This is a genomic window from Bradyrhizobium sp. USDA 4532 (assembly GCF_024171315.1).
Taxonomy (GTDB): domain Bacteria; phylum Pseudomonadota; class Alphaproteobacteria; order Rhizobiales; family Xanthobacteraceae; genus Bradyrhizobium; species Bradyrhizobium australafricanum.
Genome location: NZ_JALJZN010000001.1, coordinates 802311 through 816904 on the forward strand (window position 1 = coordinate 802311; position 14594 = coordinate 816904).

Sequence of the window (14594 nt, forward strand, 5' to 3'; positions counted from 1 at the left end):
GCTTCAGCTCCGGCGCGGCGCGTGGCGCAGCTTGTCCGGGTTGCGGACGATGTAGATCGCCGCGATCCGGCCGGTCTCGCCGTCGATCGCCATGCTCAGTGTGTGGTCGACTTCGCCATCGAGGAAGATCAGCGCGCCCGCGCTGCCATTGACCATCATCGGTTCGATGCGAACCTCGCTGCCGGCGTTCTTGCCGGCGATACCGATGATGAAGCGGACGATCTTCTCTGCCCCCTTGATCGGCTTCAGCGCCGCCAGCTTGCGGCCGCCGCCGTCGGTGATCGCGGTGGCATCCTCGCGCAGCAGGTTGGCGAGGGCGGAGACGTCGCCGCTGGCCGCGGCCTTGCAGAATGCCGTCAGCAGCCGTGCGTGGCCTTCGGGCGGCTCGGCGGGAACAGGGCGGTTGTCGCGGACCGATCGGCGGGCGCGCGCGGCGAGCTGCCGGCAGGCCGCCTCGCTGCGCTCGAGGGTGCGGGCGACTTCCGCGAACGGCCGGTCGAACACGTCGTGCAGCAGGAACGCGGCGCGCTCGAGCGGCGTCAGGGCGTCGAGCGCCAGCATCAGCGCGAAGGAGAGATCGTCGGCGAGTTCGGTCGCCGCCTCGGCCGACAGCGCCTCGTCGAACACCGGCTCGGGCAACCAGGCACCGACATAGACCTCGCGCTGGGCGCGGGCGCTCTTCAGCCGGTCAAGACAAAGCCGGGTCACCACGGTGACGAGGAACGCCTCGGGATTGCGAACGTCGTCGACCGCGGCGAACCGCAGCCAGGCGTCCTGGACCACATCGTCGGCATCGCCGCGGCTACCGAGCATGCGATAGGCAAGCCCGGTCAGCCGCGCCCGATACGGCGCCAGCGGGTCGCGCTCAGGCAGCCTGCTTGATGACATCGATCTGATGGCCGGCCACGGTCACGCGGCGACACTCCCTGGCATATCCCAGCGCCAGCTTCATCATGGGGAAGATGCGGCCGATTTGTAGGGCCATGGCGAGGTCGATCACGCCTTTTTCGCCCCAGCGCGCGCGAACGGCGTCGCGGCAGGCGTCATCGTCGGTCGAGCGCTGCACGATGGCGTCGGCGAAGTGGAAGCCGAGCGCGGTGTCCGCGGTCATGGCGGCAACGTCACGACGGAGCACGGCGGTGACCTGCTGTTCCGCCATTCCGGCTCCGATCGCCATGTCCACGACCAGTTGCGCACAGGGACCGCAATCTTCCGCCAGCGCGCCGGTCAGCTTGGCAGCATAGAAGGCCTCAACCGGCGCGACCGCGCGGTAGGCGGCGGCCTTCATCGCGCCGGCGAATTTGAAGAACGCGGCGGGCGATTCCTTCAGCATGATCTCGAGATAGGTGGTGTCGTAGCCGTAGCGCCTGGAATAGGCGCGCAGCATGCGGCGCGCGATGAAGCTACGCATGTCGTTCTCCTTGATTTGGCAGGGCGGAATAGAGGGCAAGCGCCGCCGGCAGGACGACCGCCACCAGATCGGATGCGGCATGGCGGTCGTGGCCGCCGGCGATCATCACGAGATGCAGCAGGCCGTGGCCGGCCAGGAACGCGGCGCCCGCGACCGCTGCCGGCCACCAGGCCGGCCACAAGGCTCGCGCGGCCAGGCCGAGCCCGGCCGCGATGAAGGCAATGCCGACGTCCTGGGCCAAATGAGGGTTGAACGGACCGGTATCGGCGGCGCCGGGCACCAGCGACCACCAGAGGGAACCGGCCGACAGCATCACCAGACCATTGGCGAGGTTGAAGAGGGCGAGAATTCCTGCAATCCATCGTTTCATGCGAGCCTCCAGCGCCCAGACGAGCGACGGCATTGGAGCGTGACGCCTCCGGGAAGAAATTTTTCGCTGGGCCGGGCGGATCGCCGAACTGGTCTGAAATTTGCTCTTGGCAAGCAGGGCAGGACCGGCTACATAGCGCCTTCCGGGCGTGCTGGCACTTGCTGGCATGTCCGTGCTCGCAATCCGAAAACCTGAGATGATAGGAGATCATTCCTTTCCGCATGCCCGCAAGGATGCTCGAAAGGAAGGAGACCCATCGTCTCTGACGGAGTGAGAGCAGGGGCCTTCAGCGTGCTGAAGTGCCTCGATCCTGTCCAAGACTGCAGGCGCCCGCGAGAACTTCGTGTTTTCAATGGCTTAATCGCATGGCCTGCATAGACGGGTGAAGACCGGATTTTGCACTCCACGTCGCGATCAGTTCGCGGCCGGGAGGCTGGTTTGGTTCGAACCTCGACAGCCCATGGCCGCAAGGCTCTGGGAGGGCAGGCTTCTAGATGTCGTCTTGCCCGGCATGTCCGAAGGGTCTTGCGCCCCAAGGATCAGGTTTAGGGCGGGACGATGGGTGCAACCCGGCGGTCCTGCCTTCGCGGAAAGGCCGCCAACCGGAAAGAGCTTGCTGTGGAACGAGCGGCAAAAAAAGAGTCGGTCGAACAACTTAACGAGGTCTTCAAGACCACGTCGGTTGCGATCGTTGCTCACTATTCCGGCCTCACCGTGGCCCAGATGCAGAAGCTGCGCATGCAGATGAAGCAGGCGGGCGCGTCGGTGAAGGTCTCGAAGAACCGTCTCGCCAAAATTGCTCTTGAAGGCACTGACGTCGCTGCCATCGGCTCCCTGCTGAAGGGACCGACCGTGATCGCTACTTCGAACGATCCGGTTGCGGCGCCAAAGGTTGCCATCGAATTCGCCAAGGCGAACGAGAAGTTCGTCATCCTCGGCGGCTCGATGGGTAAAACCGTCCTGAATGTCGACAGCGTGAAGGCGCTTGCCTCACTGCCGTCGCTCGACGAACTGCGCGGCAAGATCGTTGGCCTCCTCGTGGCGCCGGCGACCAAGCTTGCTCAGCTCTCCAACGCGCCCGCGGCCAAGCTCGCACGCGTCATTCAGGCTCATGCCTCAAAGGGCGAAGCGGCCTGACCCTTCGCTAATCTCAAACCTGGTTCGAACCAAACGTTTAAGGAACTGAACAATGGCTGACTTGCAGAAAATCGTCGACGACCTCTCGAGCCTCACCGTGCTCGAAGCGGCCGAACTCGCCAAGCTCCTCGAAGAAAAGTGGGGCGTGTCCGCCGCTGCCGCCGTTGCGGTTGCCGGCCCGGCTGCTGGTGGTGGCGGTGCCGCTGCTCCGGCTGAAGAGAAGACCGACTTCACCGTCGTGCTGGCTGGGGCCGGCGACAAGAAGATCGAAGTCATCAAGGAAGTCCGCGCCATCACCGGCCTGGGCCTGAAGGAAGCCAAGGACCTCGTCGAAGGCGCTCCGAAGCCCGTCAAGGAAGGCGTCAACAAGGAAGAAGCCGACAAGATCAAGGCCCAGCTCGAGAAGGCTGGCGCCAAGGTCGAGCTCAAGTAATGCGCGATCCGGGAGTGTCGCAGGGCGCTCCCGGGCCATGCAAACGGCGTGCGACAGGTTGTCGCGTGGCGCGCCGGACACAAAAAAGTGTGGGGATCCGTGGACTTAACCCTCGAATCTCCTTTATTGCCATCCCATATCGGGTTGGCAGCGGAAAAACACGGTAGGCGGCGGGGACGGCAGGGTCCTCGGCGGAAGCCGTTGGGAGACAGTCAGATTTCGGGCTTTTTCAGTCCGTAAAGCGGAGCGTTTGGACGAGCGGGTGCAGTGATGCGCCCCGCGCGTTGTTTTGCGTTTTGGAGGTGGTCGGGGCCGGGACGGGGATTTAATTCCTGACTTAGCGCTTCGTTCCTTCGAGACGATTCGAAATTCAACCCGGGGCCGATGGCAGTCGCTCCCGGAAGGTTCGCCCCACAAAGGCGACGAAAATGAGAGGCCACGATGGCGCAGCAGACATTCACCGGTCGCAAACGCGTACGCAAGTTTTTCGGTCACATCAAGGAAGTCGCCGAGATGCCGAACCTCATCGAGGTTCAGAAGGCGTCCTATGACCAGTTCCTGATGGTCGACGAGCCGACCGGCGGTCGGCTCGACGAGGGCCTGCAGGCGGTGTTCCGCTCGGTGTTCCCGATCTCGGATTTCTCCGGCACCTCGATGCTCGAATTCGTCCGCTACGAGTTCGAACAGCCGAAATATGACGTCGACGAGTGCCGCCAGCGCGGCATGACCTTCGCTGCGCCGCTCAAGGTGACGCTGCGCCTCATCGTGTTCGATATCGACGAGGAAACCGGCGCCAAGTCGGTGAAAGACATCAAGGAGCAGGACGTCTACATGGGCGATATCCCGCTCATGACGATGAACGGCACCTTCGTCGTCAACGGCACCGAGCGCGTCATCGTCTCGCAGATGCACCGTTCGCCGGGCGTGTTCTTCGACCACGACAAGGGCAAGACCCATTCGTCCGGCAAGCTGCTGTTTGCCGCGCGCGTGATTCCGTATCGCGGTTCCTGGCTCGACATCGAGTTCGACGCCAAGGACATCGTGTTCGCGCGCATCGACCGCCGCCGCAAGCTGCCCGTGACCTCGCTGATGTACGCGCTCGGTCTCGACGGCGAGCAGATCCTGTCGACCTTCTACAAGAAGATCACCTACAAGCGGACCAAGGACGGATGGCGCGTGCCGTTCGATGCCAACCGCTTCCGCGGCTATTCGACCGTCAACGACCTGATCGACGCCGACACCGGCAAGGTGGTGCTCGAGGCCGGCAAGAAGCTGACCGTGCGCCAGGCGCGCCAGCTTCAGGAGAAGGGCCTGAAGGCGCTGCGCATGTCGGACGAGGAGCTCGTCGGCAACTATCTCGCCGAGGATCTCGTCAACCCGAAGACCGGTGAGATCTACGCCGAAGCCGGCGAGGAGATCACCGAGAAGTCGCTCAAGGTGCTGAACGAGCAGGGCTACAAGGACCTGCCGCTGCTCGACATCGACCACGTCAATGTCGGCGCCTACATCCGCAACACGCTGTCTGCCGACAAGAACATGACGCGCGAGGACGCGCTGTTCGACATATACCGCGTGATGCGTCCGGGCGAGCCGCCGACGCTGGATTCGGCGCAGGCGATGTTCCAGTCGCTGTTCTTCGACGCCGAGCGCTACGACCTCTCCGCGGTCGGCCGCGTCAAGATGAACATGCGCCTCGAGCTCGATGCGCCCGATACCCATCGCACGCTGCGCAAGGAAGACATCCTGGCGGTCATCAAGACGCTGGTCGACCTGCGCGACGGCAAGGGCGAGATCGACGACATCGACCACCTCGGCAACCGCCGGGTGCGCTCGGTCGGCGAACTCATGGAGAACCAGTACCGGATCGGCCTGCTCCGCATGGAGCGCGCGATCAAGGAGCGCATGTCGAGCGTCGATATCGACACCGTGATGCCGCAGGACCTGATCAACGCCAAGCCCGCGGCTGCCGCGGTGCGCGAGTTCTTCGGCTCCTCGCAGCTGTCGCAGTTCATGGACCAGACCAACCCGCTGTCGGAGATCACCCACAAGCGGCGCCTGTCGGCGCTTGGCCCGGGCGGTCTGACCCGCGAGCGCGCCGGCTTCGAAGTCCGCGACGTGCATCCGACGCATTACGGCCGCATCTGCCCGATCGAGACGCCGGAAGGTCCGAACATCGGCCTGATCAACTCGCTGGCGACGTTCGCGCGCGTCAACAAGTACGGCTTCGTCGAGACGCCCTATCGCAAGATCAAGGACGGCCGGGTCACCGACGAGGTGATCTATCTGTCGGCGATGGAAGAGGGTCGCTACCGCGTCGCGCAGGCCAACGTGCCGCTCGATGCCAAGGGCCGCTTCACCGACGACCTCGTGGTCTGCCGTCACGCCGGCGAAGTGCTGCCGGTGACGCCGGACAAGGTCGACTACATGGACGTGTCGCCGAAGCAGCTGGTTTCGGTCGCCGCGGCGCTGATCCCGTTCCTCGAGAACGACGACGCCAACCGCGCGCTGATGGGCTCGAACATGCAGCGCCAGGCGGTGCCGCTGGTTCGCGCCGAGGCGCCGTTCGTCGGCACCGGCATGGAAGGCGTGGTCGCCCGTGACTCGGGCGCGGCGATTGCCGCGCGCCGCTCGGGCGTGATCGACCAGATCGACGCCACCCGCGTCGTGATCCGCGCCACCGAGGATCTCGATCCGACCAAGTCGGGCGTCGATATCTACCGGCTGATGAAGTACCAGCGCTCCAACCAGTCGACCTGCATCAACCAGCGTCCGCTGGTGAAGGTCGGCGACATCGTCAAGAAGGGCGACATCATCGCCGACGGTCCGTCGACCGATCTCGGCGAGCTCGCGCTCGGCCGCAACGTGCTGGTCGCGTTCATGCCGTGGAACGGCTACAACTTCGAAGACTCGATCCTGCTCTCCGAGCGGATCGTGAAGGACGACGTCTTCACCTCGATTCACATCGAGGAGTTCGAGGTGATGGCCCGCGACACCAAGCTCGGTCCTGAGGAAATCACCCGCGACATTCCGAACGTCTCGGAAGAAGCGCTGAAGAACCTCGACGAAGCCGGTATCGTCTACATCGGTGCGGAAGTCCGCGCCGGCGACATCCTGGTCGGCAAGATCACGCCGAAGGGCGAGAGCCCGATGACGCCGGAAGAGAAGCTGCTGCGCGCCATCTTCGGCGAGAAGGCCTCCGACGTCCGCGACACCTCGCTGCGCGTGCCTCCGGGCGTGCAGGGCACCATCGTGGAAGTCCGCGTGTTCAACCGCCACGGCGTCGATAAGGACGAGCGTGCGCTGGCGATCGAGCGCGAGGAGATCGAGCGTCTCGCCAAGGACCGCGACGACGAGCAGGCGATCCTGGACCGCAACGTCTACAACCGCCTCGCCGAGTTGCTGGAGAACCGCCAGGGCATCGCCGGCCCGAAGGGCTTCAAGAAGGATACCAAGATCACCCGCGCGGTGCTCGACGAGTATCCGAAGTCGCAGTGGTGGCTGTTCGCCTCGCCGAACGACAAGCTGATGGCCGAGATCGAGGCCATGCGGAAGCAGTACGACGAGTCGAAGAAGGGCCTCGAGCAGCGCTTCCTCGACAAGGTCGAGAAGCTGCAGCGTGGCGACGAGCTGCCGCCCGGCGTGATGAAGATGGTCAAGGTCTTCGTCGCGGTGAAGCGCAAGATCCAGCCCGGCGACAAGATGGCCGGCCGTCACGGCAACAAGGGTGTGGTGTCGAAGATCGTGCCGATCGAGGACATGCCGTTCCTCGAGGACGGAACGCACGCCGACATCGTGCTCAATCCGCTCGGCGTGCCGTCGCGCATGAACGTCGGTCAGATCCTTGAGACCCATCTCGGTTGGGCCTGCGCCGGCCTCGGCAAGCGCATCGGCCAGACCATCGACGCCTATTATCACAAGCAGGATCTCAAGCCGCTGCGCGAGACCCTGAAGAAGATCTACGGCGAGGATGAAACCATCAAGTCGCTGAACGACAACGAGCTGGTCGAACTCGGCCGCAATCTGAGCCACGGCGTGCCGATCGCAACGCCGGTGTTCGACGGCGCCAAGGAAGCCGACATCGAGGAGATGCTGAAGCTCGCGGGCTTCGACGCCTCCGGCCAGTCGACCGTTTATGACGGCCGTACCGGCGATCAGTTCGATCGTAAGGTGACGATGGGCTATATCTACATGCTCAAGCTGCACCATCTCGTGGACGACAAGATCCACGCGCGTTCGATCGGTCCGTACTCGCTCGTCACCCAGCAGCCGCTGGGCGGCAAGGCGCAGTTCGGCGGCCAGCGCTTCGGCGAAATGGAGGTCTGGGCGCTGGAAGCCTACGGCGCCGCCTACACGCTGCAGGAGATGCTGACCGTGAAGTCGGACGACGTCGCCGGCCGTACCAAGGTGTACGAGGCGATCGTGCGCGGCGACGACACCTTCGAGGCCGGTATTCCGGAATCGTTCAACGTGCTGGTCAAGGAAATGCGCTCGCTCGGCCTCAACGTCGACCTGCACAATTCCAAGGTGGGACCGGCGTCGACGTCGGAAGCGGCCGAGTAACGCTGTGATCATGCCCGGCGCCAAACGCGCCGGGCCTTCGCACTCCGCTCGGACGTTGGGCGGGGCGCGCGCTGAATAAAAGTTTCGAATTTGCTGCCGGTGACGATCGGCACGCGAGGAGAAGACCATGAATCAAGAGATTATGAATCTTTTCAATCCGACGACCCCGGCCCAGGTCTTCGACCAGATCCGGATTTCGATCGCGTCTCCGGAGAAGATTCTGTCCTGGTCCTACGGCGAGATCAAGAAGCCGGAGACCATCAACTACCGCACCTTCAAGCCGGAGCGTGACGGCCTGTTCTGCGCGCGCATCTTCGGGCCGATCAAGGACTACGAGTGCTTGTGCGGCAAGTACAAGCGGATGAAGTACAAGGGCATCATCTGCGAGAAGTGCTCGGTCGAGGTGACGCTGTCGCGCGTCCGGCGCGAGCGCATGGGCCATATCGAGCTGGCGGCGCCGGTCGCCCACATCTGGTTCCTGAAGTCGCTGCCCTCGCGCATCGGCCTCCTGCTCGACATGACGCTGAAGGATCTCGAGCGGATCCTCTACTTCGAATACTACGTCGTGCTCGAGCCGGGTCTCACCGCGCTGAAGGACCGTCAGCTGCTGTCGGAAGACGAGTATCTGAAGGCGCAGGACGAGTACGGCCAGGATTCCTTCACCGCCATGATCGGCGCGGAGGCGATCCGCGAGCTGCTCAAGGGGCTCGAGCTCGAGAAGCTCGAGGCGACGCTGCGTGCCGACATGGCGGAGACCGACTCCGACATCAAGCACAAGAAGCTCGCCAAGCGTCTGAAGATCGTCGAGGCTTTCCGCGTTTCCGGCAACAAGCCGGAATGGATGATCATGACGGTCGTGCCGGTGATTCCGCCGGACCTGCGTCCGCTGGTGCCGCTCGACGGCGGCCGGTTTGCGACCTCGGACCTCAACGACCTGTACCGCCGCGTCATCAACCGCAACAACCGCCTGAAGCGGCTGATGGAGCTGCGTGCGCCCGACATCATCATCCGCAACGAAAAGCGCATGCTGCAGGAGGCCGTCGACGCACTGTTCGACAACGGCCGCCGTGGCCGCGTCATCACCGGCGCCAACAAGCGTCCGCTGAAGTCGCTCGCCGACATGCTGAAGGGCAAGCAGGGCCGGTTCCGCCAGAACCTGCTCGGCAAGCGCGTCGATTATTCGGGCCGTTCGGTGATCGTGGTCGGTCCCGAGCTGCGCCTACATCAGTGCGGCCTGCCGAAGAAGATGGCGCTCGAGCTGTTCAAGCCGTTCATCTACTCGCGGCTCGATGCCAAGGGCCTGTCCACCACGGTGAAGCAGGCCAAGAAGCTGGTCGAGAAAGAGCGTCCGGAGGTCTGGGATATCCTCGACGAGGTGATCCGCGAGCATCCGGTGCTGCTCAACCGCGCGCCGACGCTGCATCGCCTGGGCATCCAGGCGTTCGAGCCGGTGCTGATCGAAGGCAAGGCGATTCAGCTGCATCCGCTGGTCTGCGCCGCCTTCAACGCCGACTTCGACGGCGACCAGATGGCCGTGCACGTTCCGCTGTCGCTCGAAGCGCAGCTGGAAGCGCGCGTCCTGATGATGTCGACCAACAACATCCTGCATCCGGCGAACGGCCAGCCGATCATCGTGCCGTCGCAGGACATCGTGCTCGGCCTCTACTACGTCTCGATCATGCGCGAAGGCCTGCCCGGCGAGGGCAAGATCTTCGGCGACATGGCCGAGCTCGAGCACGCCCTGCATTCGAAGGTCATCCACCTCCACACCAAGATCAAGTACCGGTGGGAAGGCCTCGACGAGGAAGGCAAGCACTCCAAGCGCTGGATCGAAACCACCGCGGGCCGCGTCATGCTCGGCAACCTGCTGCCGAAGAACCCGAAGATCTCGTACGACATCATCAACAAGCTGATGACCAAGCGCGAGATCTCCGGCGTGATCGATCAGGTCTACCGGCACTGCGGTCAGAAGGAGACGGTGATCTTCTGCGACCGCATCATGGCGCTCGGCTTCTACAACGCCTTCAAGGCGGGCATCTCGTTCGGCAAGGACGACATGGTCGTGCCGGCGTCGAAGTGGAAGATCGTCGATCAGACCCGTACGCTGGCGAAGGATTTCGAGCAGCAGTACAATGACGGCCTGATCACCCATGGCGAGAAGTACAACAAGGTCGTCGACGCCTGGTCGAAGGCCGGTGAAGAAGTCGCCAAGGCGATGATGAAGGAGATCTCGTCCACCAAGAAGACGGCGGCGGGCGCGGATGCCGACATCAACTCGATCTACATGATGGCGCACTCCGGTGCGCGTGGTTCGCCGGCCCAGATGCGCCAGCTCGCCGGCATGCGCGGCCTGATGGCCAAGCCGTCGGGCGAGATCATCGAGACGCCGATCATTTCCAACTTCAAGGAAGGTCTGTCGGTGCTCGAGTACTTCAACTCGACCCACGGCGCCCGCAAGGGCCTCGCGGACACCGCGTTGAAGACCGCGAACTCGGGCTACCTGACCCGCCGTCTGGTCGACGTCGCGCAGGACTGCATCATCACGCAGACCGACTGCGGCACCACGCTCGGCATCAAGATGCGCGCCATCGTCGACGCCGGCACCGTGGTCGCCTCGCTCGGCTCGCGCATCCTGGGCCGCGTCGCCTGCGATGACGTGCGCGATCCCGCCACCAACGAGGTCGTCATCAAGCGTGACACCTTGATGGAGGAGAGCCACGTCGACGCGATCCAGCAGGCCGGCATCCAGGAAGTGAAGATCCGCTCGGCGCTGACCTGCGAGCTGATCAACGGCATCTGCGCCAAGTGCTACGGCCGCGACCTGGCCCGCGGCACCCCGGTCAACCACGGTGAGGCCGTCGGCGTCATCGCGGCACAATCGATCGGTGAGCCCGGCACGCAGCTGACGATGCGCACGTTCCACATCGGCGGCGCCGCCCAGCTCAACGAGCAGTCGTTCGTCGAATCGAACTTCGACGGCAAGATCGTGATCAAGAACAAGGCGATCGCCCGCAACAGCGAAGGCAGCCTGATCGCGATGGTGCGCAACATGGTCGTTGCGATCGTCGATGCCGACGGCACCGAGCGTGCGACCCACCGTATTCAGTACGGTTCGAAGATGCACGTCGACGAAGGCGATATGGTCAAGCGCGGCCAGCGCATCGCCGAGTGGGATCCCTATACCCGCCCGGTGCTGAGCGAGGTCGAGGGCACGATCGGTTTCGAGGATCTGGTCGAGGGACAGTCGATCTCGGAAACGCTCGACGAGTCGACCGGTATCGCCAAGCGCGTGGTCATCGACTGGCGCACGACGCGCGGCGGTTCGGACCTGCGTCCGGCCATCGTGGTCAAGGGCAAGGACGGCAAGGTGATGAAGCTCGCGCGTGGCGGCGATGCCCGCTACATGCTGTCGGTCGACGCCATTCTGTCGGTCGACACCGGCGGGAAGGTGATGCCGGGCGACATCCTGGCGCGTATCTCGACCGAGAGCGCCAAGACGCGTGACATCACCGGCGGTCTGCCGCGGGTGGCGGAACTGTTCGAGGCTCGCAAGCCGAAGGATGCGGCGATCATCGCGGAGACCGCGGGAACGATCCGCTTCGGCCGCGACTACAAGAACAAGCGCCGCATCTCGATCGAGCCGATGGACAAGACCGAGGAGCCGCGCGAGTACCTGATCCCGAAGGGCAAGCACATCCACCTTCAGGACGGCGACATCGTCGAAAAGGGCGATTTCATCGTCGAAGGCAATCCGGCGCCGCACGACATCCTGGCGATCAAGGGCATCGAGGAGCTCGCTGCCTATCTGGTCAACGAAATCCAGGAGGTCTACCGGTTGCAGGGCGTGCTTATCAACGACAAGCACATCGAGGTGATTGTCCGTCAGATGCTGCAGAAGGTCGAGGTCACCGATCAGGGCGACACCGACATGATCTCGGGCGAGCAGGTCGACAAGATCGAGTTCGACGCGCTCAACACCAAGGCCAAGGAGGAGGGCAAGAAGCCCGCCACGGGTACGCCGGTTCTGCTCGGCATCACCAAGGCGAGCCTGCAGACCCGCTCCTTCTTCTCGGCGGCGTCGTTCCAGGAGACCACGCGCGTGCTCACCGAAGCTGCCGTCAACGGCAAGGTGGACCCGCTCGAGGGCCTCAAGGAGAACGTCATTGTCGGCCGCCTGATCCCGGCCGGCACCGGCGCTTCGATGGCGCGGATCCGCGAGGTCGCGGTCAAGCGCGACAAGCTGATCCTCGACGAGCGCGAGAAGCAGCAGGCGGCGATCGTGCCGACGGCTCCGGAAGCGGAGCCGCTGGCGCTGCCGCCCGCCGAATAGGCATCCGCAAGACTACGGGTATGGCGAGAAGGCCGGCGTTTAGCCGGCCTTTTTGCTGCTTTCTTTGCTTGCTGCGGTGCAGGGACGCAGTTTGTTCATCTTTCCTTCAGGCAAAAAAGTGCCTTTGCTAGGGTGACTTAGACCGGTTGTTTGGCTCGCGCCGGAGACGACGGAATCCATATGCTCGACTTGGCTATCGTAGGCGGCGGCCCCGGGGGGCTGATGAGCGCCTGGTATTTGAAGCGCAAACTCGGCGACCTCTGCCGCGTTACCATCTTCGAGGCGTCGAACCGCCTCGGCGGCAAGATCGTCACGCGCAAATTCGACACCGCGCCCGCGATGTATGAGGCCGGCGTCGCCGAGATCTATGATTACTCGATGACGGGGCCGGACCCGCTGCGCGAGCTGATCCAGCATTTCGGCCTGCAGACGATCCCGATGGACGCCGAGCAGGTGCAGCTCGACGGCGAGTTGCTTGCCGACGTTCCCGGCATGCGCCGCAAATACGGGGCGAAGACCGCGGCCGCGATCGAGGCGTTCCGCAAGCGCTGCAGCGACCTGGTGTCGCCGATCGAATATTACGAGGGCGTCGGCGCCCACGACAACGAACACCCGTGGGCCTACAAGACCGCCGAGCAGGTCCTCGACGAGGAGGTCGAGGACGCGACCGCCAAGCGTTTCTTCAAGGTGATGGCGCGTTCCGACATCGCGACCGAGAGCCACAACACCAACGGCCTCAACGCGCTGAAGAACTACGTGATGGACGTCGACGGCTATATCGGCCTGTATTCGATCCAGAACGGCAACGAGCAGCTGATCGATTGTCTACGCTCGGAAGTCAGCGCCGACATCCAGCTCAACCATCGTGTGCTCAAGGTCGGCAAGACCGCTGGCGGCCGCTACCAGCTCAACATGATGAACGGCAAGGGGCCGGAGACGCGCGACTTCGATCTCGTGCTGGTCTGCCTGCCGCACTCCTGGCTCGCGACCATGCGCTGGGACGGCGAACAGCTGCGCAAGTCGATGGTCAAGCACGTCGCCTATTTCGACCGGCCCGCGCATTATCTGCGGGTCTCGATCCTGTTCGACGAGCCGTTCTGGGGCGAGAAGATCCCGGGCGCTTGGTTCATGTCGGAAGCGTTCGGCGGCTGCTGCGTCTACAATGAGGGCGCGCGCCACGATGTCGGCAAGCACGGCGTGCTGAACTGGCTGATCGCGGGCTCGGATGCGCTGGCCTTCGCCAATCTCAGCGACCAGGAGCTGATCGATGCCGCGTTGAAGTCGCTGCCGGCCTCGCTCGGCGATGCGCGCGAGCATTTCCTGGAAGGCAAGATCCATCGCTGGCTGTCGTCGGTCAACGCGCTGCCGGGCGGCCTGCCGGTGCGCGACGTCATGACCAACCACCGGCCCGAGCCGAAGGACCATCCCGGCATCGTGGTGGTCGGCGACTATCTGTTCGATTCGACGCTGAATGGACTGCTCGATTCCTCCGATGCCGCGACCGACATCATCGTCACCGAGATGATGCGGCTGCGCCGTACCCGCGCGCAGGACGAGAACTCGCTGTCCGACAAGATCGACCGCAGCTATTTCGACAATTATCGCGGCGTCGGCCCCTACAGCGAGGTCTGGCGCAACTTCACCGACCCGGCCTATCTGACGGACCTGATCAAGACGGTCTGGGGCAGGGCGAAGGGCTACAAGCTGCTGATCGCCGGCTCCGCCAGCGGCGAACTGGTCGGCGCGCTGCGCGAACGTGGCATCGATGCCTGGGGCATCGAGAACAACCGCTACATCCACGGCAAGACGCCGAAGGCGCTCAAGAAGTACAACAAGCTCGGCTCGATCGCCGACATGCCGTTCAAGGCCAACGAGTTCGACTTCGTGTTCGAGACCTCGCTGTGCCATCTCGGCGAAAAGCAGGTGGTGCGCGGGGTGCGCGAGCTCAACCGCGTAGTCAAGACCGGCGTCGTGTTCGCGTCGGTGACCTCCGACATGGCGGCGGCAGTGATCGATCGCTACGACCTGCTGCGCGGGGTGAAGAAGCTCGGCACCTGGTGGGAGTGGTCGGAATTGTTCTTCGGCAACGGCTTCGATCTGTCGATGCACCGCCGCGACTGCACCGATGCGCTGTGGACATTGACGCTGGCCGCCAACAAGGGGCCGGGGCAGTGGTACGCCGACTCCGACAGCCTGCGCTATTCCTTCTTCGACAAGGTCGAAGCCGACCTCGACGACTAGCGGGACCGACCGGAAGCTTTTGCCGCGAGCCGACCGGCCTCGTGTCAACCAGCTGTCAAACGGCGGCAATGCTTTGCTACGCGAATCCGCGCGAGCGCGCTGCGGCGCGTCG

General features: G+C 64.0%; 8 protein-coding genes. 5 read left to right on the forward strand and 3 right to left on the reverse strand.

The features are described from left to right. Positions 1 to 3: 3 nt before the first annotated feature. Genes sigJ through J2R76_RS03830 form a run of 3 tightly spaced genes read right to left on the reverse strand, consistent with a single transcriptional unit; the run spans position 4 to position 1814 of the window. On the reverse strand, positions 4 to 888 hold the full coding sequence (gene sigJ, locus J2R76_RS03820; RefSeq protein ID WP_076831385.1) for an RNA polymerase sigma factor SigJ: 885 nt from the start codon (positions 886 to 888) through the stop codon (positions 4 to 6). Continuing rightward, entirely contained in the window at positions 866 to 1411 is a 546-nt protein-coding gene (locus tag J2R76_RS03825; protein WP_063790155.1) for a hypothetical protein, read from the reverse strand. Before J2R76_RS03825 ends, sigJ begins: the two co-directional genes overlap by 23 nt. Further along, positions 1404 to 1814, reverse strand: coding sequence for a hypothetical protein (locus tag J2R76_RS03830; protein ID WP_083715139.1), 411 nt, complete (start codon positions 1812 to 1814; stop codon positions 1404 to 1406). The genes J2R76_RS03825 and J2R76_RS03830 overlap by 8 nt, the downstream gene beginning before the upstream one ends. A gap of 585 nt (positions 1815 to 2399) precedes the next feature. Here J2R76_RS03830 and rplJ point away from each other — a divergent pair. The 5 genes from rplJ (at position 2400) to J2R76_RS03855 (ending at position 14482) form a co-directional block, all read left to right on the forward strand. Then, on the forward strand, positions 2400 to 2918 hold the full coding sequence (gene rplJ, locus J2R76_RS03835; protein ID WP_028335452.1) for a 50S ribosomal protein L10: 519 nt from the start codon (positions 2400 to 2402) through the stop codon (positions 2916 to 2918). A 52-nt stretch (positions 2919 to 2970) separates the two neighbouring features. Next, on the forward strand, positions 2971 to 3351 hold the full coding sequence (gene rplL / locus J2R76_RS03840) for a 50S ribosomal protein L7/L12 (protein WP_028335453.1): 381 nt from the start codon (positions 2971 to 2973) through the stop codon (positions 3349 to 3351). Positions 3352 to 3792: 441 nt separating this feature from the next. Beyond that, positions 3793 to 7911 (forward strand): DNA-directed RNA polymerase subunit beta, encoded by a 4119-nt coding sequence (gene rpoB / locus J2R76_RS03845; RefSeq protein ID WP_057019553.1) that lies wholly within the window; start codon positions 3793 to 3795, stop codon positions 7909 to 7911. A 127-nt stretch (positions 7912 to 8038) separates the two neighbouring features. Beyond that, positions 8039 to 12241: a DNA-directed RNA polymerase subunit beta' gene (gene rpoC, locus J2R76_RS03850; protein WP_057019552.1), complete on the forward strand. Its 4203-nt coding sequence runs from the start codon at positions 8039 to 8041 to the stop codon at positions 12239 to 12241. A gap of 180 nt (positions 12242 to 12421) precedes the next feature. Then, positions 12422 to 14482 (forward strand): FAD-dependent oxidoreductase, encoded by a 2061-nt coding sequence (locus J2R76_RS03855; protein WP_076831382.1) that lies wholly within the window; start codon positions 12422 to 12424, stop codon positions 14480 to 14482. The last annotated feature ends 112 nt before the right edge of the window (positions 14483 to 14594 follow it).